Source organism: Paenibacillus tyrphae (genome assembly GCF_027925525.1).
In the GTDB taxonomy this organism is placed as follows: domain Bacteria; phylum Bacillota; class Bacilli; order Paenibacillales; family NBRC-103111; genus Paenibacillus_G; species Paenibacillus_G tyrfis_B.
This window is the reverse complement of sequence record NZ_BSDJ01000008.1, coordinates 1-23,985: the sequence shown is the minus strand read 5'-3', so window position 1 is coordinate 23,985 and position 23,985 is coordinate 1. Positions and strand designations below refer to the sequence as shown.

Here is a 23,985-nt window from a genome sequence, read left to right as displayed (position 1 = left end):
CAGCAAACGATACGCTTGGAAGCCTTGTGGCTGCCGGTTGTCGTTTGCTGGATTTTTTTATACCTATCACATTGGAGGATTGAGCGATGAAACTGTACATTTCGATTGACATGGAAGGCATTACCGGACTGGTCGATGCGACGTTTGTCGATTCCAGCAAGCACAACTATGAAAGAGGCCGGCTCATCATGACTGCGGAGGCCAATCATGTCATTGAAACGGCATTCCAGGAGGGATGCGGGGAAGTCGTAGTCAACGACAGCCATTCCAAGATGAACAACCTGCTGATTGAGAAGCTTCATCCGGAGACGCAGCTGATTTCGGGAGACGTCAAGCCGTTTTCGATGGTGCAGGGGCTTGACGCCAGCTTCGCCGGGGCCGCTTTTTTGGGCTATCATACACGGGCCGCAAGGAAGGGCGTGCTCAGCCACACGATGATTTTCGGCGTGCGAAATATGTACATCAACGATACGGCGGTCGGAGAGCTCGGCTTCAATGCGTTCGTCGCAGGTCATTACGGCGTGCCGGTACTGCTCGTGGCGGGTGACGACGAGACCGCGGAGGAAGCGGAGGCGTTGATCCCGGGGGTGACGACGGCTATCGTCAAGCGGCGCATCTCGCGGACGGCGGCGCTCTGTTTGACGCCGGAGAAAAGCGGGCAGCTGTTGCGCGACAAAACGAGAGAAGCGCTTGAGGCCCGGGGCCGCGTGAAGCCTTTGACGCCCCCGGAGAGTCCGGTGTTGTCGATCGAATTCGCCAATTACGGGCAGGCGGAGTGGGCGCATCTGATGCCGGGAACGACGATCGAGCAGGGCTCGCCGGTCGTTTCCTTTCAAGCCAAAAACATTTTGGAGGCGTACCAAGCTATGGTGGTCATGACGGAACTGGCCATGCGAACTTCATTTTGTTAAAAAGCGGGTGATCGAGTGGCGCCGTATCTATTGAAAAGATTCGTGTCCATGCTGGTGACGCTGTGGCTTATCGTCACGATTACGTTTTTCCTGATGCATACGATTCCGGGCTCGCCGTTCGATCGGGACGGCAAGGAAGCCAATCCGGCCGTCGTCCAGAATATGATGGCGTTCTACCATTTGGATAAGCCGGTGTACGTCCAGTATGCGCTTTATTTGAAGTCGTTGCTCACGCTGGAACTCGGGCCGTCGATCTCGCACTATCCGGAAAGTGTGAACGCGATGATTGAGCGCGGCTTCCCGGTCTCGTTTCAACTCGGCATCGTGTCGCTTCTCCTTGCGATCGTATCGGGCATTGCGCTCGGAACGGTCGCCGCGCTCCGGCAAAACGGCCTGATCGACTACATCGCCATGGTGCTCGCCGTCATCGGCATTGCGGTGCCCAATTTCGTCGTGGCTCCGCTGCTGATCAAATACATCGCGGTCGAATGGGAGCTCCTGCCGGTGGCGACGTGGGGGACATGGAAGCATGTGGTGCTGCCTGCGGTCGCGTTGTCCACCGGACCGATCGCGATCATCGCAAGACTGACGCGGGCCAACATGGTCGAAGTGCTGACGCAGGACTATATCGAGACGGCAAGGGCCAAAGGGCTTTCTCCGGTGACGATCGTGTTCAAGCACGCTCTGCGCAACGCGGTGCTGCCGGTCGTTACGTTAGTCGGCGCATTACTTGCGAACGTGCTGACGGGCAGCTTTGTCATCGAGAAAATATTTGCGATTCCGGGCATGGGGAAATATTTTGTGGACGGGATCAACAACCGGGATTATGCAGTCATCATGGGGACGACGGTGTTTTACAGCGCCTTGCTCATCTTCATGATGTTCCTGGTCGATATCGCGTACAGTCTAATCGACCCCCGTATCAAGCTGCATGGAAAGGAGAGGTGAGGATGTCGGTTCCCGATCATTTGTTTGTGCCGATGCAAAAACGCGTCGGCCCTATGGAAGCGATCGTCCGGCCGCAGCTGACGTTCTGGCAGCAGGCGCGCATCCGGCTGTTTAAGAACAAGCTGGCTCTGCTCGGGCTTATTTTCATCGTTGCGCTGGCGGCGCTTTCGATCTTCGGGCCTTGGCTGACGGACCAAAGCTATTCCAAGCAAAACCTGCTGAACGGCAATCAGGCTCCGTCCGCCGAGCATTGGTTTGGCACCGACGAGCTTGGCCGCGACGTGTTCGCGCGCATTCTGTTCGGCTCCCGTATATCGCTGACCGTCGGCGTCGTCGCCGCGCTCATCGATTTTCTCATCGGAGTCGTTTACGGGGGCATTGCCGGCTATTTTGGCGGGCGGGTCGACAACATCATGATGCGGATCGTTGACATTCTGTACGGCATTCCGTACCTGCTGATCGTGATCCTGCTGATGGTCGTCATGGGCCCGGGCTTGTTCACCATCATCATCGCGCTGACGGCTACCGGCTGGATAGGCATGGCCCGGATCGTGCGCGGGCAGGTGCTTCAGCTGGCGTCGTCCGAGTACGTGCTGGCTTCGCGGACGCTCGGAGCAGGGGCGTGGAGCATTATCCGCAGACATCTGCTACCGAACGCTTTTGGCGTCATTATCGTGCAGGTGACGTTCTCCGTCCCGTCGGCGATCTTCGCGGAAGCGTTCCTCAGCTTCCTCGGTCTCGGCATTCAGCCTCCGCTGGCCAGTTGGGGCACGATGGCGAACGATGCGCTGCCGACGATTTTATCCGGCTATTGGTGGCGGCTGTTCTTTCCGGCGTTTTTCATCTCGCTGACGATGCTGGCGTTCAACCTGCTCGGCGACGGGCTGCAAAACACATTTAATCCGAAGCAGAGGAGGTAAGTTCCATGAATGGACCCGATTCGTCGTCTCCCCCGGACGTCCTGCTCGAAGTGAAAGACCTGCATGTCTCCTTCGCCACGTACGGCGGCGAGGTGCAGGCGGTCCGCGGCGTGAGCTTGACGCTTCGCCGCGGCGAGACGCTCGCCATCGTAGGCGAGTCCGGCTGCGGCAAAAGCGTCACCGCCCGCAGCTTGATGCGGCTGCTGCCCCCGCAAACCTCGAAGATCAGGCAGGGCAGCATCCGGTTTCAGGGACGGGAGCTGACCGGGCTGTCGGAGAAGCAGATGCGGGAGATCAGGGGCTCGGCGATCACGATGATTTTTCAGGATGCGATGACCGCGCTCAATCCGACGATCACCATCGGCGAGCAGATTATGGAGGGCATCATCCGCCATCAGAAGCTGTCGCGGTCCGAAGCCCGCAAGCAGGCGGTGGAGATGCTGGAGCTGGTCGGCATTTCGAATCCGGAAAGCCGGCTCAAGCAGCATCTGCACCAGTTCAGCGGCGGCATGAGGCAGCGAATCATGATCGCGATCGCAGCGGTCGGCAAGCCGTCGGTGATCATTGCCGACGAACCGACCACGGCGCTCGACGTGACGATTCAGGCGCAGATTCTCGATCTGTTCAAGCTGCTGCAGCGCAAAACCGGCGTATCCATCATCATGATCACCCACGATCTGGGCGTGGTGGCGAATATCGCGGACCGCGTGAACGTCATGTACGCCGGCAAGGTGGTCGAGTCGGGCACAGTGGACGAGGTGTTCCAGCATCCGCAGCATCCTTATACGAAAGGGCTGCTCGCATCCATGCCGCGTCTGGATAGCGACCGGAATACCCCGCTCCAATCGATCCCGGGGACTCCGCCGGATCTGTTCGCGCCGCCCAAGGGCTGCGCGTTCGCAGCTCGGTGTCCTTACGCCATGGAAGTGTGCGCCGACTTCCAGCCGGGCACGACCAGCTTGTCCGGCGGGCACGGCGTCGCCTGTTGGCTGCAGGACGCGCGTGCCAAGCAGATGGATCCGCCGGACGCGAATACTTTTATCCGAACGGCAATAGGTTAGCGAATCCTATCATACAATGTGAAGGAGAGACGTTGCATGAAGAAAAAAACGGCTTTACTCCTCGGCTGTATCCTGTTATCCGGAACGGCGCTGGCAGGCTGCAGCGGCAAAGAAGGGGCAGGCACCGATCCGGCCCGGGGCGAACAACAGGCCAAAATCCTGCTGTACAACAATCTGCGGGAACCTACGTCGCTGGACCCGCCGGTCGGGTTCGACCAGGTGTCTTACGATATCCTGAACAACGCCATGGAAGGGTTGACGCGCCTTGGCAAAACCCAATCCCCCGAGCCCGCGATGGCCAAGGAATGGAAGATTAGTCCCGACGGCAAGCAGTATACGTTTACGCTGAGGGACGGCATCAAGTGGTCCAACGGAGATCCGGTGAAAGCATCCGATTTCGAATTCGCCTGGAAGCGGATGCTCGATCCGAAGAAGCCTTCGCCGGCCGCGCCTCTGGCTTATGTCATCGAAGGAGCGGAAGCGTACAATTCGGATAAAGGCCCGGCCGACGGCGTCAAAATCAAAGCGACGGACGACAAGACACTGGAGGTCGTGTTGACCAAGCCGGCCCCGTGGCTTCTCGGGATGGTGTCCAACCCGGCGTTTTTCCCGGTACATAAAGCAACCGTAGAGAAAAACGACAAATGGGCAAGCGAAGCCGCTACGATCGTAAGCAACGGTCCGTTCAAAATCACCGAATGGAAGCACGATTCCGAGCTGAAGATGGTCAAAAACGACCAATACTGGGATGCGGCCAGCGTCAAGCTGGACGGCGTTACGTTCAAAATGGTCAACGACACGAATACGGAGTATCAGCTGTATCAGAGCGGAGGACTGCATATTGACGGCGTCATTCCGGCCGATTTAAGCCAGAAGCTGTTCGCGGATGGCAAGGTCAAGGTGGAGGATTCGGCGGGAACGTATTTTTATCGTTTCAACACCAAGATGCCGCCGTTCGATAACGTCAATATCCGCAAAGCGTTCCAGATGGCTGTAGATAGCCAGAAAATCGTCGACCTCGTTGTCAAGCAGAAGCAAAAAGTGGCGGACGGGTTCGTCTCGTACGGCCTCAAAGATCCGGCAGGGGACGACTTCCGCAAGGTTGGAGGAACGCTGGTGAAGTTTGACGCCGCGGAGGCGAGAAAGCTGCTGGAGAAAGGGATGGCCGAGGCCGGCTACGAAACGCTCCCGCAGGTGACGCTGACCTACAATACGAACGACCTGCACCAGAAAATTGCCGAAGCAGCTCAAGCGATGTTCAAAGAAAGCCTGGGTGTCGACGTGAAAATCGAGAGCAAGGAAGGCAAGGTGCTGACGGCCGAGCAGAAGAAGCTGCAATTGCAATTTTCCCGTTCGTCGTGGCTGCCGGATTTTGCCGATCCGATCAATTTCCTTGACATCTTCCAGACTGGCAATCCGAACAACCGGACCGGCTGGAGCAACGCGCAGTACGACAAGCTGATTCAAGACGCTTACAATGAGCCGGACAATGCCAAACGGTTCAAATTGCTGCACGAAGCGGAGAAAATCTTGCTGGATGAAGCGCCGATCACGCCGCTGTACTTTTACAACTCGGCCTATATGCAAAGCGACAAGCTGGAAGGAGTCGTCCGGCACGCTTACGGCTATATCGACTTCAAGTGGGCCGATTTGAAATAGACGGCAGCGTGGCGGTGCGGCCTGTTGCGTGGATGCTTGCAGGTTGCAGGGCGAGCAGCTCCGTTGCTCTAAGGTTGGAGGGAGCCGGTGGGCTGGCGAATCTTTGGGGCAGCTGAGCTACACTTGATATTAAAGGAAGTACGATACGTTAAAGGGTAGGATACAGCGTCCGTTGGAATATAGCGGAAGACAGGTGCTTTAGTTGTGTCGAAAAATGTTCATGCCCCGCGAAGTGGGAGTGATAGCGAACGTCAGTTCCTCTATTTGGCACAAGGCGCCGATATCAGGCCAAATAACGCATCGCAGTTCCTCTATGCTGAATACGGTAGTACATGGGGACTGACCACCCGCCGAGCAGTGCCGCAACATAGCGCCTCTCCCGGCAAGCGCAAGGAGAACAGAACTGTCGCGCCAGTGCCAGCGATGCTGAAAAAAGCGTCCAATGGGGCATGCGATAGCTCTTGCGATGCTACATAGACTGATCGATTGGCAATCGTACCACTGATACTGTAAAGCATGTAATCTGCCTGTCGCCTAGTATCAAGCAAGCATACTGAGTAACCGTCAAGCCCGATATCGGGATAGTTTCTGTGATGTTGAGTGGGTTAGATAGCCCGTCACGCCAGTACCTGCATTATGCCGGGCATGGTTCTGGCAATACCGCATGATCGACCAATCCGTGCCATCGTCGGCTCCGCTAACGAAGGGAGGAAGATACCATGCGCAATCGCATCAAACCCCCACGTCTCGCCGTGGGCGATACGGTAGGCATTACGGCCCCGGCCAGCCAGGGCGACCGGAGCAGAATCGAGCAGGCGGCCGGTTATTTGAAGCAGATCGGCCTGAACGTCCGCTTCGGCGGTACGCTGTCCCGCCAGTACGGCTATTTGGCGGGGACGGACGAGGAGCGGGCGGCGGAGCTGAACGCGATGTTCGCGGATCCGGGCATTCGGGCCGTCGTATGCGCACGTGGCGGATACGGGTCGGCAAGAATAGCCGACATGCTGGATTACGACCGCATCCGCGATAACCCGAAAATTTTCTGGGGATACAGCGATATTACGTTCCTCCACACCGCCATCGGAAATCGGTCGGGGCTCGTTACGTTTCACGGTCCTATGCTGACCTGTCTGGCCGAGGAGCCTGTCCATCCGTTGACCTTGCAGGGCTTTGAGCAGCTGTTTCATCCGAAGCCGGTTGTCTACGCGGAAAACATCTCGCCGCTTGTCGCCTTGGTGGAAGGGGAAGCGGACGGGCCGCTGGTCGGGGGCAATCTGACCCTGCTGGTCAGCACGCTCGGGACGCCGTATGAATTGGATACCCGCGGACGTATTTTGTTTATAGAAGAGATTGACGAGGAGCCGTACCGCGTCGACCGGATGTTGAACCAACTGCGACAGGCCGGAAAGCTGGCCGATGCGTCGGGCATTCTCGTCTGCGATTTTCACAACTGCGAGCCGAACAAGTACAAAAATTCACTAACGTTGGAGCAGGTCATCCGGCATCATCTCGTTCAGACAGGAAGACCCGCACTCGCAGGGTTTAAAATCGGTCATTGCTCGCCGAACATCGCCGTGCCGTTAGGCATAGAGGCGAGGATGAATACCGCACAAAAGAAGCTGGAGTTTATCGAACCGGCTGTAAAGTAGAAGCGTAAGGAGGCGCCCTGGATGCAAATTCAAAAAATAGACGTAATGCGCCAGTCCACCCCGCTCGTCAAACCGTTCAAAACCGCGCTGCGGACCGTATTCCAAGCGGAATCCGTATTGGTTCGGATCACGGCGGACGATGGCCGGGTCGGCTGGGGCGAAGCGCCAGCTACGATTGTGATTACGGGGGACAGCTTGGAGAGTATCGAATCCGCCATTGTCCATACGTTCACACCGCTGTTAGTCGGCAAAAGTCTGCTGGCCTACGAACAAATCATTCAATCCGTCCATCAGGCAATGGTCGGCTGCAGCAGCGGCAAAGCCGCGGTCGATATGGCAGTCTACGATCTGGTGGCGCAGGCCTGCGGGGTGCCGCTGTATCAATTTCTCGGAGGCTACAAGGACCGGATCGAGACGGACTTTACCGTCAGCGTCAATTCGCCGAAAGAAATGGGCGACGATGCGGCCCGCTATGTGGAATCCGGGTTCAACGTGCTGAAGATCAAGGTAGGGAAGGACGATATCGGCGAAGATATCGAACGGATCAGAGAAATCCGAAGCCGCGTAGGCGACCGGGTCAAAATCAGACTGGATGCGAACCAAGGCTGGCAGGTGAAGGATGCGGTCAAATCGATCCGGCGGATGGAAGACATGGGTCTTAACATCGAGCTTGTAGAGCAGCCGGTGAAGGCCGGAGATATCGAAGGCTTGAAGGCCGTCACGGACGCGGTCGAAACGCTGATTATGGCGGACGAGAGCGTATTCTCTCCGGTGCAGGCGCTTGAAGTGCTGCAGCGGCGCGCAGCCGATCTGATCAATATTAAGCTGATGAAATCGGGCGGGATCTACAAAGCGCAAATCATCAACCAAATTGCGGAGGAATACGGCGTGGAATGCATGGTGGGCAGCATGATCGAATCCCGTCTTGCGGTAACGGCGGCGGCTCATTTTGCAGCGAGTAAAAAGAACATTACCCGCTTCGATTTCGATGCGCCGCTCATGATGCTTCACGATATTGTCGACGGCGGCGTCCGATACGACGGGCGGGTCATGACGTTCCCGGACGAGGCAGGACTCGGCATCCGGAACGTGCGCTGCCAGGAGGGAATGGGTGCCGTGTCATGAACGGACCGAAGCGAGTGAGAGTAGCGGTGTCCGTCGCCACCGTGTGGACGTCTCCCGATTCTCCGTGTCCGCTGGACGAACCGGCGCTGCGGCATCCAGCGGCCATAACGGAATGGCTCGGGGCTATGACCGTTAAGGATAAGCTGGATTTGTACGGCGCGAATCGGATTCAGACGCAAATGCTGTACGGAACCGAGGCGGTAGCTGCCGAAGAAAGCGGCGACTGGGTCAAGGTGCTCATTCCCGAGCAAAGCACCCGGAAGGAAGGGGCGGGCTATCCCGGATGGGTGCCGAAGCGCCAGCTGACGGAAGCAAGTGCCCAATCCTCCGTGGACCAATGGGCGGAGGTGAGCGCTCCCCGGGCGATATTGTCTCTCCGTTCGCTTCAAGCCGAAATCGAGCTGAGCTTCTTAACCCGGCTGCCTGTCATCGAAGAGACGACCGACGGCGTCGTAGTGGATACCCCGCACGGAGCGGGCTTTTTGCCGAAGGATCAAGTGCGGATCGCCGGCCGTCCGGCATCCTCCGTCATGGAAGAAGAGCATACGGGCAAGCGGCTCGTCCGGCAGGGGATGCGGTTTATCGGTCTGCCTTATCTCTGGGGAGGCATGTCTTCCTTCGGCTACGACTGCTCCGGCTTTGCTTACAGCATGCATAAATCGCAAGGCATTCTCATTCCGCGGGACGCTTCCGATCAAGCCGATCGGGGGCAGATGGTGGAGCGGGACCGTCTCGAACCGGGGGATCTGCTCTTCTTCGCCTATGAAGAAGGCAAGGGGCGCGTGCATCATGTCGGAATCTATGCGGGTGATAACCGGATGCTTCATTCTCCCGATTCCGAAGGGTGCATAGAGCTTGTCGAACTGGACGGCTACAAGCTGGCGAAGGAGCATTGTATTTCCAGAAGGTATTGGTAAAATGATTACCTGAGAAAAAGGGCTCTCCCAAGGTCCGCTACAGACCTAGGCAGAGCCCTTTCCTCGCATCAATGTTCCCGCATGTGCTGCTTGGCCTCCAAATAAAGGACCTGAATGAATTTCTTAACGTTGATCCGCACTTGCGAGACGGTGTCCCCGCTCTCGTCCTCCAGTTCCATCATCCGCTTGCGAACCTCCGTAAAATCAAAAAATTTCGATGCGTAATTTTCGAACTTGATATTCGAATAATCCGTCAATCCGAGCGAAGCCAAGTGGCTCAACGCTTGATGAATCGTCCGGCGCACGCGCTGTTCGGCTGCTTTGATTTCTTTCTTGATCACCGCTTCGTCCGCCTTATCGCCCAGCTTGCGCACGGCCGCTGCGCGAAACAGTTCCCTCAGCTGGGGGAAATCGCGTTGGCCCGAAGCGTCGTCGTCATGCTCCGCCAAAATTTGCAGCATCGCCAGCAAATCTTTGCAGCCGATTTCCCCGGTGATGCCAAGCTCCGAGAACAAATAACGGCCCGCCGAGCCGATTCCGGCAGAACCGCGATCCTGCTCGCGCGGGGCTGCAGGCTTCCCTAAGCCGCCGTCGTCCAGTCCGAGCAGCGACTGGCGAATGTTCTGAATGGACCGTGCAAGCCGCATCCGCTCCTCGACCTTACGGATGACCGACAGCACCTCCAACCGGTTGATTGGCTTCGTTATGTAATATTCGACGCCCAAGGCGTATGCCTCGCCGATCATCTCTTTCGATTCGACCTGCGACAGCATGATGATTTTGCCGGGAAACGACGGGGCGATCTCCCGCACCGTCTCAATCCCGTCCCGCTTCGGCATCAGCAGGTCGATGAGCCAAATATCGGTCCGCGTGACCGCCAGCAGCCCGGCATCCACATCCGCTCCGTCCTCGGCTTCGCCCGCCACCTCGCCGAGATCTTCGTCTTCGACCAACTGCGCCAGCATCCGGCGTACCGCCGGGTCATCATCGGTTATAAAAAATCGCACTCCTTTTTCACCCGTCCTTATTCGTCGTTAAACTTGCTAACGGCAATTGTATGATAAATTCCGTTCCTTTTCCACCGATTCCTTCCCGAATCGTGATCGTTCCGCCGAGCCGCCCCACCGTTTCCTGCACGTAGGAGAGGCCGATGCCCGTCGACGGAACCCCGGCGGAATCGTATTTGGTCGTATAGCCGGGATGAAAAACGATATCCCGCGAATGCCCCGGAATGCCCGGGCCGTCGTCTCGGACGCGCAGCTCCGTCGTCCGCTCGTCCGCACGGTCGATGACGACTTCAATATCCCCATCCTTCGCAATCGCCTCTACGGCGTTCGAGACGAGATTGTTCAGCAGCGACAGCAGCGTGTAGGCGTGATAAGGGGGATGCACCCCCTTGACCTTCAACGCAATGCGGATCGATTTTCCGTGCAGGAGGGCGTATTTTTCATTTGAGCGGACTACCACGCCGCCAAGCTCTTCCGCCAGGCCGTAGTCGGCCCGCTGCTCGCTTGTAATGAGCTGCGACAATCCGGCGTAGATGCGCTGATTGTCCTTCTTGATCTCATGCACTTGTCCGGCAATTCCCAAGGCTTGCCGGGCAAAATCGGGCTCGGTCGCGTCTTTCAGCCCCCGGTACAGCTCATAGGACGAGCGGGTGATCTGCTCGGCCTGCTGCAGCGTTTTTTGAAGATGCACCGATTCCTCGTACAGCGTCGAGATCAGCATCAGCCGATGCTCGTTTTCCTGCCGCTCCCGCTCCTGCAGCGCACGCACCTGTCTCAGCTGGATGATGTTGAAGATCGCCAGCACGAACGAGCTCCGGAATACGGCGATCACGATAATTTGCTCCAGCTCGTGCAGAATGATCGTGCGGCCGGGAAGCGAATAGCGAAAAAACAGCTCCGCCACATTGGAGCCGATTTCCAATCCCATGCCGATCAGCCCGATCAGCAGCGGACTTTGCCGGTAGTTGTTGACCTGCGCCGCGGCGAACAAGGCCCCATATGAGAAATAAAAGAAGAAAGCGGGAACATGCTGATAGAAAGAAGACTCAACCGCCGCTCCGCCCAGCGCATCCAGTCCGATCCGGAAGGCCGGCACGGTGAGGCCGGTTACGAATCCCGCCGCAAGCGGCGTTAACCCGCGAAGCCACAGCAAACTGAAAAAAAGCACGGGAGGCCCCATGCCGACGCGGAACGAATCCGAGAACGGATAAAATTTCAGCTCGGCGGCCAGCGGTACGAGAATGGCGACAAGGGCGAGCTGGAGCAGGCGGCTTTGCCAAGATATGGCCTTTTTCAAAATTCGCATCAACTCGCAATTGTAGGTTTTTGTAGTTTAGTGTAGACGATCCATATGATAATATTCAAACCTATTATTTCATAGACGCCACTGATTTGGAAGCGCTTTTAGTAACAAAAGAGGGGGAAACAGTCATGAAAAAATTCGGATTGGCTCTGCAAATCGTGATCGGTTTAATGCTCGGGATCGCCGTTGGAGCCATCTTTTACGGGAATCCTGCTGTCGAAACGTACCTGAAGCCGGTTGGGGACATCTTCATCCGCTTGATCAAAATGATCGTCGTGCCGATCGTTATCTCTTCGCTGATTGTCGGCATCGCCGGGGTAGGAGATATCAAGAAGCTGGGCAAGCTCGGCGGCAAAACGATTTTGTATTTTGAAATCGTTACCACAATTGCTATTATCGTCGGCCTGCTGTTTGCCAACATCTTCAAGCCGGGCGCCGGGATCGATATGTCGCACCTCGCGAAGACCGATATCAAAACCTATGTCGATACGGCAGAGAAAGCAAGCCACAGCATCGCCAGCACTTTTGTGAACATCGTACCGAAAAACATTTTCGAATCTTTGATGAACGGCGATATGCTCGCGATCATTTTCTTCTCCGTCATGTTCGGACTTGGCGTTGCGGCCATCGGAGAACGCGGCAAGCCGGTACTTAGCTTCTTCCATGGCGTTGCCGACACGATGTTCTGGGTGACGAATCAAGTCATGAAATTCGCACCGTTCGGGGTATTCGCCTTGATCGGCGTCACCGTTGCCAAATTTGGCGTAAGCTCGCTAATTCCGCTTGGCAAGCTCGTCATTGTCGTCTATGCCAGCATGGTGTTCTTTATTCTCGTCGTGCTCGGGGCCATCGCCAAAATGTCCGGCACCAGCATTTGGACGATCATCAAGCTGCTTAAGGACGAAATCATTCTCGCTTATTCCACGGCCAGCTCTGAATCGGTCATGCCTAAAGTAATGGAGAAAATGGAAAAGTTCGGCTGTCCTAAAGCGATTACGTCGTTTGTCGTCCCGACCGGGTATTCGTTCAATCTCGACGGGTCGACTTTGTATCAGGCGCTTGCGGCGCTGTTCATCGCTCAGATGTACGGCATCCACATGCCGATCAGCTCGCAAATTACGCTGATGCTTGTGCTCATGGTGACATCCAAAGGCATCGCCGGCGTGCCCGGAGTTTCGTTCGTTGTTCTACTTGCGACGCTCGGTTCGGTGGGAATTCCGGTCGAAGGACTCGCTTTCATTGCCGGGATTGACCGCCTTCTCGACATGGCCCGCACGGTCGTTAACGTGCTTGGCAACTCTCTGGCTGCGGTAGTCATGTCCAAGTGGGAAGGCCAATACGACAAGCAAAAAGGACTGGCTTACGCCGCTGCAGTCAAGGAAACGTCCAAGCAGGCGCTGAAGCCGACGGCTTAAGTCCACTAGTGCTAGATTTTCCAAGATGAGTCGATACTATGTACAAAAAAAGCCGCGTCTCCGATTAGAGGCGCGGCTTTTACGTTGAATTACATGCCGTTTGTTTTGGCCATCAGCTGCTCGAGGGTAATAACGTCTTTCGGGATGCCGATTTTGAACTCCGGCTTTTCGTTGATCTTGGAATATTCCGCTTTGATGTTGGCGCCGATTTGAGACGGTTTGCCATTTTCTTTGACTTCCAGGCCTACGTTTACATCGTGGTAAACCGGGAATCCTTTTTTGTTGACGGCTGTCGTGATTTGCAGGTCCTTGATTTTGACGTCTTCCTTCATTTTTGCGATATCGGATTTGAGCTTTTCTCCGGAATTGGCCGTCAAATCTTTCTTCGCTTGCTCCAGGTCTTCTTTCTTGAAGTCAAACACTTTCGCGTATTTGTCGCTCATCATCAGATCGAGCACTTCCGGCAGCACTTTTTCGGCGACCGTCGTGATGAACGGTTCCAGGTTTTCGTTCGTAACCGCGAATTTAACGATCTGATTCGCTTCAACCGTTTCCGGCAGCTTGGCGTCCTTCTTGTCCACGGAGGAGAGGAACGTTTTCTCGTCCACGTGCTTGAAGAAGATTTTGCCGATTTCTTGGCCCAGCTCTTGCTGCTTCTTAATGGTAGCGGCGTCGAAATTCACTTTTTGGTCGGATTGCTTCGCCAGTTCCTTCGGATCAAGCTCCACAAATTTGCCTACCACATCTTTCGGCAGCGGCAGCATCGGAATGTTCGGTACCTTCACCCAAATTTTTTGATCGGTCATCACGATCGGCAGATTGATGTTCATCGCCATATCGCCTTTGAGCTTGGCTTCGATGTTCATTTCCATCTGGAACGGTTCTTGCTGGTAAGCGCCGGTTACGGCCACTTCCATGTTTTTCAGCATTTGCGCTGTTACGGCAAGCTGCGGATTTTCTTCCAAAGCGTCGGCAGGGAAGTCCATGTTCATCGCGAAGGTCATTTTATAATCAGCCGATTTCATATCCGCAGCCGTCTGGAACGCCTTCTCCAGCGTTTCCTTCGGTGCTGGCTTTGCTCCGCAGCCGGCTAGGACTGCCATCACAACCAGCAGCGCGCAAAGAGCAAGTGCAATTTTCTTCCTGTACATCTGTGTTGATCCCCTCTCCAAATCTGACTCTATTTTTGCAACATTGCTTATTCTATTACAAAAAAATAGATTTGAAAAGGAATGATTGGTAAATCGTGTCGAATTTCATAGTCTAATGGAACGAATGTCCTACTTTGGAACTAGACGGCGAATAGGCGACTCAAGATTGGATTGCCGCCTCGGCCTTTGCTTTCCGTTCGGCCCACAGCCGGTAAGGGATAAGCATCAGAAGACAAACGACAAAGAGCGCATAAAATTGCGGGTTCGGAATGCGGTTGATACGAAAAACGGCATCGAGCGCCGCCACGGAAAAAGCAAACAGCATTCGCCCTTTGCAGGTTGTCGGGGACGATTTCGGATCCGTAATCATGAAGAAGGCGAAGAGCTGCAGCGATGCGCCCAGAAGCGGTCCCAAAGCGGCGTACAGCGGGGCGCCGAAATAAAAATGTCGGATCAGCGCAAACAGCGTGAAGCTGCCGAGGAACGTAAGCACTGAGTCCAACCGGTTTGCAATGTAGCAGACGACGATGCCAAGCGCCAAAATCACCGCCATGACGGGCAAGCCGTTCGTCCACTGCTTCGGAGTGCTGACCGCGAACTCGGGAAGCATGAACAGCATGATTACCATCGCGACATTGTTCGGGTTGAAGACGTGTCCGCCTTTGAAACGTATCGCATATTTGATGGCAATGGCGAGAAACGAAGTGACCGCGTAAGCCCATACGACATGAGAGCTGAGCAGCAGGCTGACCCCGATGCCCGTGATGACTGCGCTGAGGGGGAACTGCCAGGTTCCCCTTTTCAGCCGATGCAAGACCAGTTCAGTACCGGCGGAGGCGATCACAGAGACGATGACGGCGTCCCATTTCTGGAAAAAGCCGAGATACACTTGACCGGCGACGGCGAAGCTGCTCAAAAACAGCAGGACGAAATACCGGGGGTCGATTTTGTAATCCGACCAGGATACGACGGTACGCAGTTTGGTAGATAGTTCGTTGCGCATACAATCCTCCGTTCATTTGGATATAGGTTGGATTTGAAACCGCCGGTACGCCGGTTGACGGCCGGACCTCGGCCGGATCGTCTTCCATTCGACCCGGTGACGGGAGGTGACCCCTTGTTCGTGCTCTCCAAGCATGCCCTTCAACCGGTTTTCGGCTTCCGCCTTTTGCAGCGCGGCCGCCTTCTCCGCGAGGTCGGCCCGTTGATACCGCTCGATCCAGTCTTCGGCGTCGTTCAAGAGCGCTACGGGATGCGAATGCGAATGTGTCTCGTCCGGGGGAAACATCCGGAGCAGCAGCGCCGAGGAGGCGGGCGAACCGTCCCAAGCGGGCGGTCGTGTAGACAGCACATGTCCGTGCCAGAAGCGGGCTTCTTTCTCGATCAGCTCCGTTACCCGTCTCTCCTCGCGCTCCAAGCGGAACGAGCGAAACTTGTTGCCTCCGATCAGGACCGCGATCCACCAATGGTTCGCTCCGGTGACAGCCATCAGATGGTGACACTGTAGGACGATGCGCTCCGGCAGGACGGCCTGCTCCCACTCGTCCTTGCGGTATTCGCCTGCGGTCTTGCAGAGCAGACCGGCTTGTTGACCGACCAGCCAGCGATCGACGGTCGCCAGCATAAACGGGTGGTGCGGATGCTGGAAAAGCGAGTGGCGGCGAATCGCCTGAAGCCCGGTCCGCTCCATGAACCGGCGGGCGATAAAATCTTTCATTTGCTTTCCCAGCCGCATCGCTTCGGTTTCGGGAGGGGAGAGCGCTTCTCCAAGTTTGTCCATATACACGTCCATCGGACCTTTCCACGGGTCTGCCCCGCAGACGGCCGCGGCATCGCTTCCTCCCAGGCCGCGGCGCCGCCAAGCCAGCCATTCCTCATGAGAGAGGTCCTTGGTACGCACGAGCGTTTTGGCCCACATGTCGCGAAGCGGCCTCCTTTCGTCGGAAATTTTTTGTACGATGGTCATTCCGGCAGCAGTTCGCGGAGGAGCCGGGCCCCCACCGCATATAGGGCAAGCTGACGGGAGCGGCTTTCCTCGTGCAGCGGAAGCATGGAGAGGTAGAGCAGACATTCGATCCCGCGCACCGCTTCCAGCTTGCTGCCGAGCCTTGCGTCCCATTCGTCGCGCAGGCTGGTCTGAAGCGGCGTAAACGGAATGTCCAGCTCAAGCCGGCCCGGCGCGAGGACGAGCGAGAAGCGGTTATGGGAAATATGCTCGTAGCCGCTTAGGCTGTGCCGGATTTTGGCCAGATCGTACCTTTGGTCGCCGTATAGCCCCCGCTTGCCGAAGCTTCCGCGGGGATCGATCAGCTTTAGTTCGCGTGTTGCTGAGTGGTACAGTATATTCCCGAAGCACATGTCTCCGTGCAGAAGAGCGGGAACGGAATCCGTCAGCAGCTCTCGGAATACGGCGATCTCGCTTTCGAACAGGCGGACCGGGCAAGGAAGATCGGCCCCGTTCAAACGAAGCCGCCCCGCCCGGTGCACGTCCGCCGCCCAATGGCTTCGCGCCAAAAAGGAGGCGAGCCGCTGGCGCGTTTTGCGGATATACATGTCCGCGAGCTGATGCCGGGTTACGCCGGCCGGATACCGGGCAAAGGTGCGAAAGATGTCGTCGATCCGCTCCCACACGGCCTCCCATTCCGGCTGCGCAGCCTCGCCGTTCAAATAAAGCTCGGAGAGCGTCGGGCCGGGAACGTGGCTCAGGCGGAGGAAAGGCTTGCTGCCCAGCGAATAATCCACAACTTCGGGAATGAGACTGCGCAGCTCTGCGGGCAGATCGAGATACCAGCGGATTTCGTCCTTCAGCTTCGCCGCGGCCCGGCTCGTTTTGGTAATGATGCCGGTTTCCGGATCGTATTCGACGGCGTTGAAAAATCGGGAGCGCATCCTAGTCAAACTCATCATCACCTCGCCTTCATTGTCCTGTTGTCCCCGCAGCTCATTCCCTTCGTTCCTCGTGTGTTGTCGTATTCTGGAGATGCTTGATCAGAGGCAGCGGGTCCAGCCTGCCGGAGAACCCTTCGGCCAACAGGCCGGTCCAAGGTCTGGTAGCCCCCGGACGGAATAGGCTGTCCCGCAAATACCCGAGCGCTTCCGCGGACCGCCAAGTGCCAAAACGGGCCGTAAGCTCATGCTGGAATTGGGAAGCGGCCACTTCGCCAAGCAAGTAATTGTAATAATGGACAGGCAGCGTGGTCAGATGGGCTTTGGCCGCCCAGTAGGGGAAGTCCCACTCTTCCGGCCGGGGGATTCCTTGAATCTGCTCGACCGTCTCCCACCATAGCCGGTTCAACGGCTGCCTGGGGTTTTCGTACATCCGCTTCTCGAATTCGACGACGGTCATCGTCCAGTACAGCTTCACGAGCAGTTCTCTGCGCAGCGCGGGGCCCGTATCCTGTTCCTCCGACACGAATGAGATTCCGCCGTTCAGCTCCTGAAGCCAGCCCCGGTCCCACGCCAGTCGCTCGAACAGCAGCGCCGTTCCCTCGCTCAGCAAAGGATGCGCGGGCTGATGAAGCAGAAAAGGAAGCGCGGGATCGATCTCCTGCTCGTAGACGGCATGGCCGAGTTCGTGCAGAAACAAGGAAAGTCCTTTACGGTCCGGCGTTAAATGGCAGGAGAGCCGGATATCGTCTCCCCGGTTGACGTTCAGGCAGCAGTTGGCCTGGCTTTTGCCGCTTCTTGGGGCCGTATCCGAGCGGAGGAGCACCGGCCCGATATCGAACCCGTGGCTGTGAAGCCAGGAGGCGACCCGCCCCTCGATGCCATCGGGATCGATCGTCTCCCCCAGCATGAACGGATTGTGCGATTGCACGAAAGGATGGGCGTAGTGCCAAGAGCGGAGAGCGCTCTTGGACACGCGAAACGTCTCGGCGAGTTCCTCGTCGATACGCTCCTTCTCCCTCCGGTATGCCGCGTCAAGTCCGCGCCGGATCGTACGAATGAGCTCCTCCAGCAGCCGGGGCTCGGTTTCCTGGGCATACAGCTTCATTTCGTAAAAGTTGGCGAAGCCCTGCTTGACGGCAACCTCGTTGCGCAGCGTAACAAGCTCGATCAGCCGGGGGGCGACGGAAGCGCCGACCTGCATTCCCGCAAGCCACACTTTCCGGCGGAGCCCGGTATCCCGCAGCGAACGGAGCAGGACGAGCATGGAATGCTCGGACAGCAGCGCGCCGTTTACTTCCGCTTGGAACGTCGCCAGCGTATAGTGCAGATCGTTCCAGAGGGAAGCCATCCGTTCGCGTTTAACGGGGGAGGTCCGGTGCTCTAGCATCTCCCGTCTCAGCACGTCAAGCTGCCGACGCAGAAGCGGCTCTGCGGAGTTATCGTCCATACGCCGCAGCAAGTTCCTCCGGAAGAGCGGGGACGAAAGCGTCTTCTGGTAAGCTTTCTCGTGACGCACCGATTCCTGCACCCATTTCCATTCCCCGGTCGTCATCACCATCCACAATGCGTGCATCATCGGCGAGTATAACGATCTCAAGAGATCGTTCGTATCCTGCGCATAGCGGGCCAAGCTGCGACTCGTTCTCATGCCTTTCCTCCGTTTCCGCAACTATTCATGACAACTTGCTTACCGCATCTATCACGGCGTTTGTCAGCTGTCGGGCTTCGTCCTGCCCGAGCGTCAGCGGCGGATACAGCGTTAATACGCCGCTCAAGAAGCTGCCGAGGACGCCCGCTTCGCGCAGCAGCTTGGACAGCTGCAAGCCAAACGCATCGTCTACCGGCTGCTTGCTGTCCTTACATGCGACGAATTCGATAGCGAGCATCATGCCCATGCCCCGGATGTCGCCGACAAACGGATGATCTCCCAGCCCGCTTTTCAGCTCGGACAGCATCGCGTCTCCCTCATGGCGGGAGCTCTCCACAAGCCCTTCTTCCTCCAAAATGTCCAGTACGGCCATAGCGGCGGCGCAGCCGACCGGATGTCCGCTTAGCGTCACCCCGTGCAGAAAAAACCCGCCCCGTCCGAAGAGAAGCCGGTCCATCTCCGCGGAGAGCAGTGTGGCGGTTAGCGGAAAATAGCCACCGGTCAGCCCTTTGGAAACCGTCAGCAGGTCCGGCTGGATGCCGAAATGCTGAGATACGGTCCAATGCCCCGCCCGTCCGAGTCCCGTCCCGATCTCGTCCATCACGAGCAGAATACCGTATTTGCGGGTCAGCTCCCGTACCCCCGCCACATACTCCCGGGGAAGAGGAACAATGCCGTTCACCCCTTGCACCGGCTCCAGCAGCACGGCAGCCACCTCGTCCGGTCCGGCTTCGAAGATAGTTTCCTCCAGATGATCGAGGCAAAACGAAACAATCCATTCCGGCCTTCCTTCGACCGGAGGACGGTATAGATTGGGCGTCGCGGCGCTGTAACACCCCGCAAGTCCCGGTCCGAACATTTCGCGGATGCCCAGATGCGTGACCGAACCGGAACCGAACGTCGTCCCGTGATAGCCGCCCTCCAGCGAAACGAACTTGGAGCGCTTGGGCTGGCCGGCCGCGATCCAGTATTGTCTGGCGAGCCGCATGGCCGATTCCACCGCACCGGAGCCGTCGGCACTGTAGAACGCTTTGGCGTAGTGCCCGCCGCACAGTCGAATGAGCCGTTCGGCGAGCGGGACTGCGAGCGGATGGCTTTGCGCGCACGTGGAGGCAAAGCTGAGCGCCGCGTATTGCTTTGCTATGGCTTCCAGAACGCGGGGATGTCCGAGCCCGACTGACGTGGCACCGGTCGTTGCGTACAGGTATGCCCGGTTCTGCTCGTCGTACGCCCAGCATCCTTGGGCGCGGCACAGACGGATATAAGGGCTGCCCGAATCGAACGCGGATGGCTCGGGCATATACGTAAATGGATGAAGCACCGGATATGGCTTGGTACCGTCTTCTGTCATATAGGTCATGAGCGCAGCTCCTTTTTTCTATGGACTTGGAGAGGGTATTCGTTAAAAATTCGTGATCCGGACAAATCCGTCCGGAACGGAAGCGGCGCTGCCGCTTCCCTCGCATGCCAGCGCCGTCTGCTCGAGCTGCCGCAGGCTCGTATGGCCCAGCATAAAGCCGAGAAACTGCCGGATCACTGGCCGGGGGTGCTTTTGGTAAAAGTAGGCGTGGCTCTGGCGAATGAGCGCTTCGTACGAGGAGCCGCTTCGCGGATGGGCCAGATGCACGTTGACCGCCTGGCGCGTATATCGGAACCGGCAGCCTAGCAAATGCGCCCGGTAGCCGAATTCCATGTGCTCGAACCCCCACTCGTGAAAATGTTCGTCGAACCCTTCGAGCCGCCGGAACAGCTCCACGGGAACGGACAAGTTGCCGCTTAAGGTCGACACCCAGGCCGCGGCCGCGGAGGTGCCGCCGTCGGCATCGAACAGGCCGTACACCAATCGGCAAAATTGGGGCACCCGGTCGTGCGTTTCCCGTCTAATTCGTTCCAGCACCAGCTCCCGGTTTCGCTCCGGGTCCGAAACGTACAGCTCGCGGACATGGCCGACGACCATCCTCGTTTCCGCGCCAAAGTGCGCCTCGTAATGGGCTTGCAAGAAGCCCGGCCGCGGGATACGGTCCGCATCGCAAAACACGACGATCCCTTCGCCCACTCGGCGTACGCCTTCATTCCTCGCCGTCGCCCGGCCTTTGCGGGGGAGCCTTACATAAGCGATATTCAGTCGGTCGCGGTAGGACTCGACAACCGCTTCGATCGGCTCGGACGAGCCGTCATCCACCACGATGATGCGGCAGCGGTCGAACGGCGGCGGCTGCCGCGTAAAGCCGTACAGGGTTAAAGACAGGGGGTACGCCTGATTGTATACGGGTATGACCACACTGATTTCGCGCAACGGAATCACCTCTTTTCGTCAGTTGGCCGCCGGCCCGGCGCCGCTGTTACGGATTATAGCCGCTCGTCCGCACGGGCGACTCGGCTTTTGGCGAGCGATCGGTTTTTGGATGCGGCCGGAAAAGACGGCAACAAAACCCGATTAGCGGACAAGCTAGGCAGAGAAAGCGCTCGCCGGACGGTGCTACAATTCGGAAGGAAAGGGAACGGAGGCCGGGGGAGATGGCGAATGTGCGGACTTCGCGCACGGCAGTTCCGATAACAGGAGGTTGGATTCAGGTGAAGCATCGGTTGGAACGGATAGATACGGTGCTGCTGCGCGTGCCCGATTTGGAGCGGACGGTACGGTGGTATACGGAGACGCTCGGTTTGAAGATCAAGTGGCGCACCGATTTGATCGCCACGCTGAAGGCGGGCGACGGAACGCCGATCACCTTCGTGCCGCAGGAGGCGGTGAAGGAGGAGTGTCCGTTTTTCAATTTTTACACGTCCGACCTTCGGGAGGCCTATGAGGAAATGAAGCTTCTCGGAGTGGAGGTCGGGCCGATTCGTGATTACGGAACCGTACAAACGTTCGATTTCAGGGATGACAGCGGGCAGCTGTTGAACGTGTGCCATTTTTAACGCGGAGGAGGATGAAGATGACCCAATCGCTTGTCCGTACGAAGGAGAAGGCGTTTTTTGAAGAACAGGGCTATCTGGTCGTTCGCGGAGCGTACGATCCAGAGCAATTGGAAGAAATAAGCGCCGAGTATTTGTCCATCTGGCTCGGGCTGCTTGCGTCGGGCGAAATTGTGCAGCATCCGGGTCGGCCGCTGGAAAGCTTGTACCCGAACCGGCTGCGGGATTTTCACCGGGGAAACGAGAAGATTGTAAAGTTTATGCTGGAGCCCCGGGTTATTGCCACGCTGGAGGAGCTGATCGGGGAAGAGCCGGTTGCGGTTCAATCCAGCTATTATTACAAGCCTCCGGGCACGCGGGGACTCGGGTATCATCAGGACAACTACCATATCGGCGTGTGGCCGGGCACGTCCTATGCGGTATGGGTAAGCATCGACCCGGCCGACGAAGAGAACGGCAGCCTGCTCTTCGTGCCGGGAACGCAGAAGCTGGACCTGGTCTCCGCCGAGGTGTTGCCAGGAAGCTGCAACGCGTACGGCAGTGAAGTTTTGTGCGTGCCGGAAGGGTATGAACCGGTTCAAATCCGCACCTCACCGGGCGACGTCGTTATTTTCAACGGCAATATATATCACGGTTCGACGCGCAACAAGTCGGCGTACCGGTATCGCCGTTCGTTTGTCACGCATTTTGCCGGAGCGAGTCTGGAGAAAGTAACCTTGAATTACGGGTATCTGGTGGACAAGCATGGCGGGAGGGTAAGGCGCAAGCTCAATTCGTCCCCGAAAATCATCGAAATGCAGCAATCGATTTTTACGTACAAGGACACGGCTTTGTACGATCAATATATTAAGCGAAACTAATTCAGGCACGAATGGAGAGGAGGAGACGCAGATGCGCTTCCGTTATGCTTTGTCCAGCCCTAAAGCCAGGGAAAAGGCAAAAGAAGTGGCGGAGTCGATGTATTACTTGTCCGAACGCATCACGGCGGTGTGGGTCGGCGAGACGGAGGTTGAGGTCGACTACGAGGGGGACGACGAGGAAGCCTTTCGCCGGAAGGCCGAGCGCTTCCTGCATGACAACCTAAAGATCCGGCTTATCCCGCGCAAGACGCTGAAGGACAACCGGATGGCCAAGCCGCCTCGTCCGTGCCGGGAGCAGGCCCCGCTCGCGCCGGTCGGCAGCCTGCGTTTGACCGGGGATGCCGCTTTGGCCGAGCAGGCGCTGGACCGGTTGTTTTTTGACATGGCGGCAGGCTACGGCGCGCAGATGAGACGCTACCCGTCCTTTATGACGATGGAGCACATGATGCGCAGCGGCTATATGTACCATTATCCGCAAAACGTGTACGGCGTTTCGGAGGTGGAGCATGAGCAGGAAACGTTGGAGCGCTGCCGCTCCCATTTGAGCGAGCAGCAGCCGCTCGGGGAGCTGATGCGTCATAACGAGCTGTATTTGCAGCCTTGCGTCTGCTACCACGTGTATGCGGAGTTAGCCGCCGAACGGCGGAAACCGGGCAAGCTGGAATTGTTCTCCGCCGCCGGTCCGTGCTACCGTCATGAACACCGGGCGCGCCTGTCGCCTGTCCGGGTGCGCGAATTCCGGATGCGCGAAATCGTGTTTCTCGGGGAGGAACAGCCGGTGGAGCAAATGCGGGCCACCCTTGTGGAGGATTCGTGGGCGCTGTTCGAGCGGCTGGGGCTGCGCGGGTATCTGGAAACGGCGACGGACCCGTTTTATTTTCACGACGACGGCGCCATGCTGTTCTACCAGCAATCCGGCGCGCTGAAGTACGAATTGCGGGTGACACCGGACGACCAGACTGGCGCTGCCATTACGTCGTTCAACTTATGCGGCTCGATTTTATGCCAATCGTTCGGGATCGACGACGGCAGCCATACGTTCCAATCGGGCTGCGTCGGCTTCGGCATCGACCGCTGGGTACAGGCGCTGCTCATGACGCACGGGCCGGTCATCCAGGAATGGCCGCAGACGGTGCGGGAGACGCTTTTTCCCATCCCGTCGAATGGCCGGCACCGGGGGGAGCGTCCCTTGATCGGCGGGGCGAGAGCTTATCGGCCGCACTGACGACTGCTCAGGTATAGAAAACAGGCGCTAACCACGTTAGCGCCTAAGCTTGTTGGGGAAATGGTCATTGAGGTAATAGAGGTTACGATGGGGTGGGGTATCCACTTCCGACCGCTGCTCCACCCCACAAAGTGAAGTTGAATCAGGGAAGCTTAGTCCGAGTACTTTGCGGGGACCCCGGGCCCGCAGGAAATTTTGATTTGAAGCCGCTTCGCAGCGGATATTTCCCGCGGACAAAGGCGAACGCTATCGCTCCTACAGTGCATACCCCACCTCCGTATGTTCCTCTATTTTTTTAAAGTCACTTCTCAGCAGCCTGAGGCGCTAACCAAGTTAGCGCCTCAGGCTGCTGAGAAACTCTAGAAGAAGAAAATCTCAGAG

General features: G+C 57.4%; 21 protein-coding genes. 12 read left to right on the top strand and 9 right to left on the bottom strand.

All coding sequences use genetic code 11. The features are described from left to right. The first annotated feature begins 86 nt into the window (after positions 1-86). The 8 genes from QMG93_RS11420 (at position 87) to QMG93_RS11385 (ending at position 9,190) form a co-directional block, all read left to right on the top strand. A complete protein-coding gene (locus QMG93_RS11420) occupies positions 87-911 on the top strand; it encodes a M55 family metallopeptidase (protein ID WP_253407825.1) in 825 nt (274 codons plus the stop codon). A 15-nt stretch (positions 912-926) separates the two neighbouring features. Next, on the top strand, positions 927-1,859 hold the full coding sequence (locus QMG93_RS11415; protein ID WP_281936452.1) for an ABC transporter permease: 933 nt from the start codon (positions 927-929) through the stop codon (positions 1,857-1,859). A 2-nt stretch (positions 1,860-1,861) separates the two neighbouring features. Then, on the top strand, positions 1,862-2,779 hold the full coding sequence (locus QMG93_RS11410) for an ABC transporter permease (RefSeq protein ID WP_281936450.1): 918 nt from the start codon (positions 1,862-1,864) through the stop codon (positions 2,777-2,779). Positions 2,780-2,784: 5 nt separating this feature from the next. Further along, positions 2,785-3,840 carry an ABC transporter ATP-binding protein gene (locus QMG93_RS11405; RefSeq protein WP_281936449.1) on the top strand — a complete coding sequence of 352 codons (1,056 nt, stop codon included), beginning with the start codon at positions 2,785-2,787 and terminating at the stop codon, positions 3,838-3,840. A 36-nt stretch (positions 3,841-3,876) separates the two neighbouring features. Continuing rightward, the gene (locus QMG93_RS11400) at positions 3,877-5,499 is read left to right on the top strand and encodes a peptide ABC transporter substrate-binding protein (protein WP_281936447.1); all 1,623 of its coding nucleotides are present in this window, start codon (positions 3,877-3,879) and stop codon (positions 5,497-5,499) included. A gap of 719 nt (positions 5,500-6,218) precedes the next feature. Next, entirely contained in the window at positions 6,219-7,148 is a 930-nt protein-coding gene (locus tag QMG93_RS11395) for a S66 peptidase family protein (RefSeq protein WP_281936445.1), read from the top strand. 21 nt (positions 7,149-7,169) lie between these two features. Further along, complete coding sequence (locus tag QMG93_RS11390) at positions 7,170-8,273, top strand: mandelate racemase/muconate lactonizing enzyme family protein (protein ID WP_281936443.1); 1,104 nt, start codon at positions 7,170-7,172, stop codon at positions 8,271-8,273. Further along, positions 8,270-9,190: a C40 family peptidase gene (locus QMG93_RS11385; RefSeq protein WP_281936441.1), complete on the top strand. Its 921-nt coding sequence runs from the start codon at positions 8,270-8,272 to the stop codon at positions 9,188-9,190. The genes QMG93_RS11390 and QMG93_RS11385 overlap by 4 nt, the downstream gene beginning before the upstream one ends. Positions 9,191-9,258: 68 nt before the next feature. On the opposite strand, the gene QMG93_RS11380 is transcribed toward QMG93_RS11385, so the two are convergent. Then, positions 9,259-10,197, bottom strand: coding sequence for a response regulator (locus QMG93_RS11380; RefSeq protein ID WP_281936439.1), 939 nt, complete (start codon positions 10,195-10,197; stop codon positions 9,259-9,261). 7 nt (positions 10,198-10,204) lie between these two features. After that, the gene (locus tag QMG93_RS11375) at positions 10,205-11,494 is read right to left on the bottom strand and encodes an ATP-binding protein (RefSeq protein WP_281936437.1); all 1,290 of its coding nucleotides are present in this window, start codon (positions 11,492-11,494) and stop codon (positions 10,205-10,207) included. Positions 11,495-11,628: 134 nt separating this feature from the next. On the opposite strand from QMG93_RS11375, the gene QMG93_RS11370 reads away from it, so the two are divergent. After that, positions 11,629-12,915 carry a cation:dicarboxylate symporter family transporter gene (locus QMG93_RS11370; RefSeq protein WP_281936434.1) on the top strand — a complete coding sequence of 429 codons (1,287 nt, stop codon included), beginning with the start codon at positions 11,629-11,631 and terminating at the stop codon, positions 12,913-12,915. Between the two features lie 89 nt (positions 12,916-13,004). Here the strand turns inward: QMG93_RS11370 and QMG93_RS11365 are convergent, their stop codons facing one another. From QMG93_RS11365 to QMG93_RS11335, 7 genes are all read right to left on the bottom strand, one after another. Further along, positions 13,005-14,066 (bottom strand): DUF6612 family protein, encoded by a 1,062-nt coding sequence (locus tag QMG93_RS11365; RefSeq protein WP_281936433.1) that lies wholly within the window; start codon positions 14,064-14,066, stop codon positions 13,005-13,007. 160 nt (positions 14,067-14,226) lie between these two features. Further along, positions 14,227-15,069 (bottom strand): RnfABCDGE type electron transport complex subunit D, encoded by an 843-nt coding sequence (locus tag QMG93_RS11360; RefSeq protein WP_281936431.1) that lies wholly within the window; start codon positions 15,067-15,069, stop codon positions 14,227-14,229. A gap of 12 nt (positions 15,070-15,081) precedes the next feature. After that, positions 15,082-15,984, bottom strand: coding sequence for a YqaJ viral recombinase family protein (locus QMG93_RS11355; protein ID WP_281936429.1), 903 nt, complete (start codon positions 15,982-15,984; stop codon positions 15,082-15,084). 44 nt (positions 15,985-16,028) lie between these two features. Then, positions 16,029-16,970, bottom strand: a complete 942-nt coding sequence (locus tag QMG93_RS11350) for a hypothetical protein (protein ID WP_413789287.1) — start codon at positions 16,968-16,970, stop codon at positions 16,029-16,031. 37 nt (positions 16,971-17,007) lie between these two features. Then, positions 17,008-18,603, bottom strand: coding sequence for a M2 family metallopeptidase (locus QMG93_RS11345; RefSeq protein ID WP_281936427.1), 1,596 nt, complete (start codon positions 18,601-18,603; stop codon positions 17,008-17,010). 25 nt (positions 18,604-18,628) lie between these two features. After that, positions 18,629-19,963, bottom strand: coding sequence for an aspartate aminotransferase family protein (locus QMG93_RS11340; protein WP_281936426.1), 1,335 nt, complete (start codon positions 19,961-19,963; stop codon positions 18,629-18,631). A 42-nt stretch (positions 19,964-20,005) separates the two neighbouring features. Next, entirely contained in the window at positions 20,006-20,908 is a 903-nt protein-coding gene (locus QMG93_RS11335; protein WP_413789285.1) for a glycosyltransferase family 2 protein, read from the bottom strand. A 269-nt stretch (positions 20,909-21,177) separates the two neighbouring features. Between QMG93_RS11335 and QMG93_RS11330 the strand changes: the two genes are divergently transcribed. Genes QMG93_RS11330 through QMG93_RS11320 form a run of 3 tightly spaced genes read left to right on the top strand, consistent with a single transcriptional unit; the run spans position 21,178 to position 23,604 of the window. Next, positions 21,178-21,522, top strand: a complete 345-nt coding sequence (locus tag QMG93_RS11330; protein ID WP_281936422.1) for a VOC family protein — start codon at positions 21,178-21,180, stop codon at positions 21,520-21,522. A 17-nt stretch (positions 21,523-21,539) separates the two neighbouring features. Then, positions 21,540-22,379, top strand: a complete 840-nt coding sequence (locus QMG93_RS11325) for a phytanoyl-CoA dioxygenase family protein (RefSeq protein ID WP_281936420.1) — start codon at positions 21,540-21,542, stop codon at positions 22,377-22,379. 31 nt (positions 22,380-22,410) lie between these two features. Further along, positions 22,411-23,604 (top strand): aminoacyl--tRNA ligase-related protein, encoded by a 1,194-nt coding sequence (locus QMG93_RS11320; RefSeq protein ID WP_281936418.1) that lies wholly within the window; start codon positions 22,411-22,413, stop codon positions 23,602-23,604. The last annotated feature ends 381 nt before the right edge of the window (positions 23,605-23,985 follow it).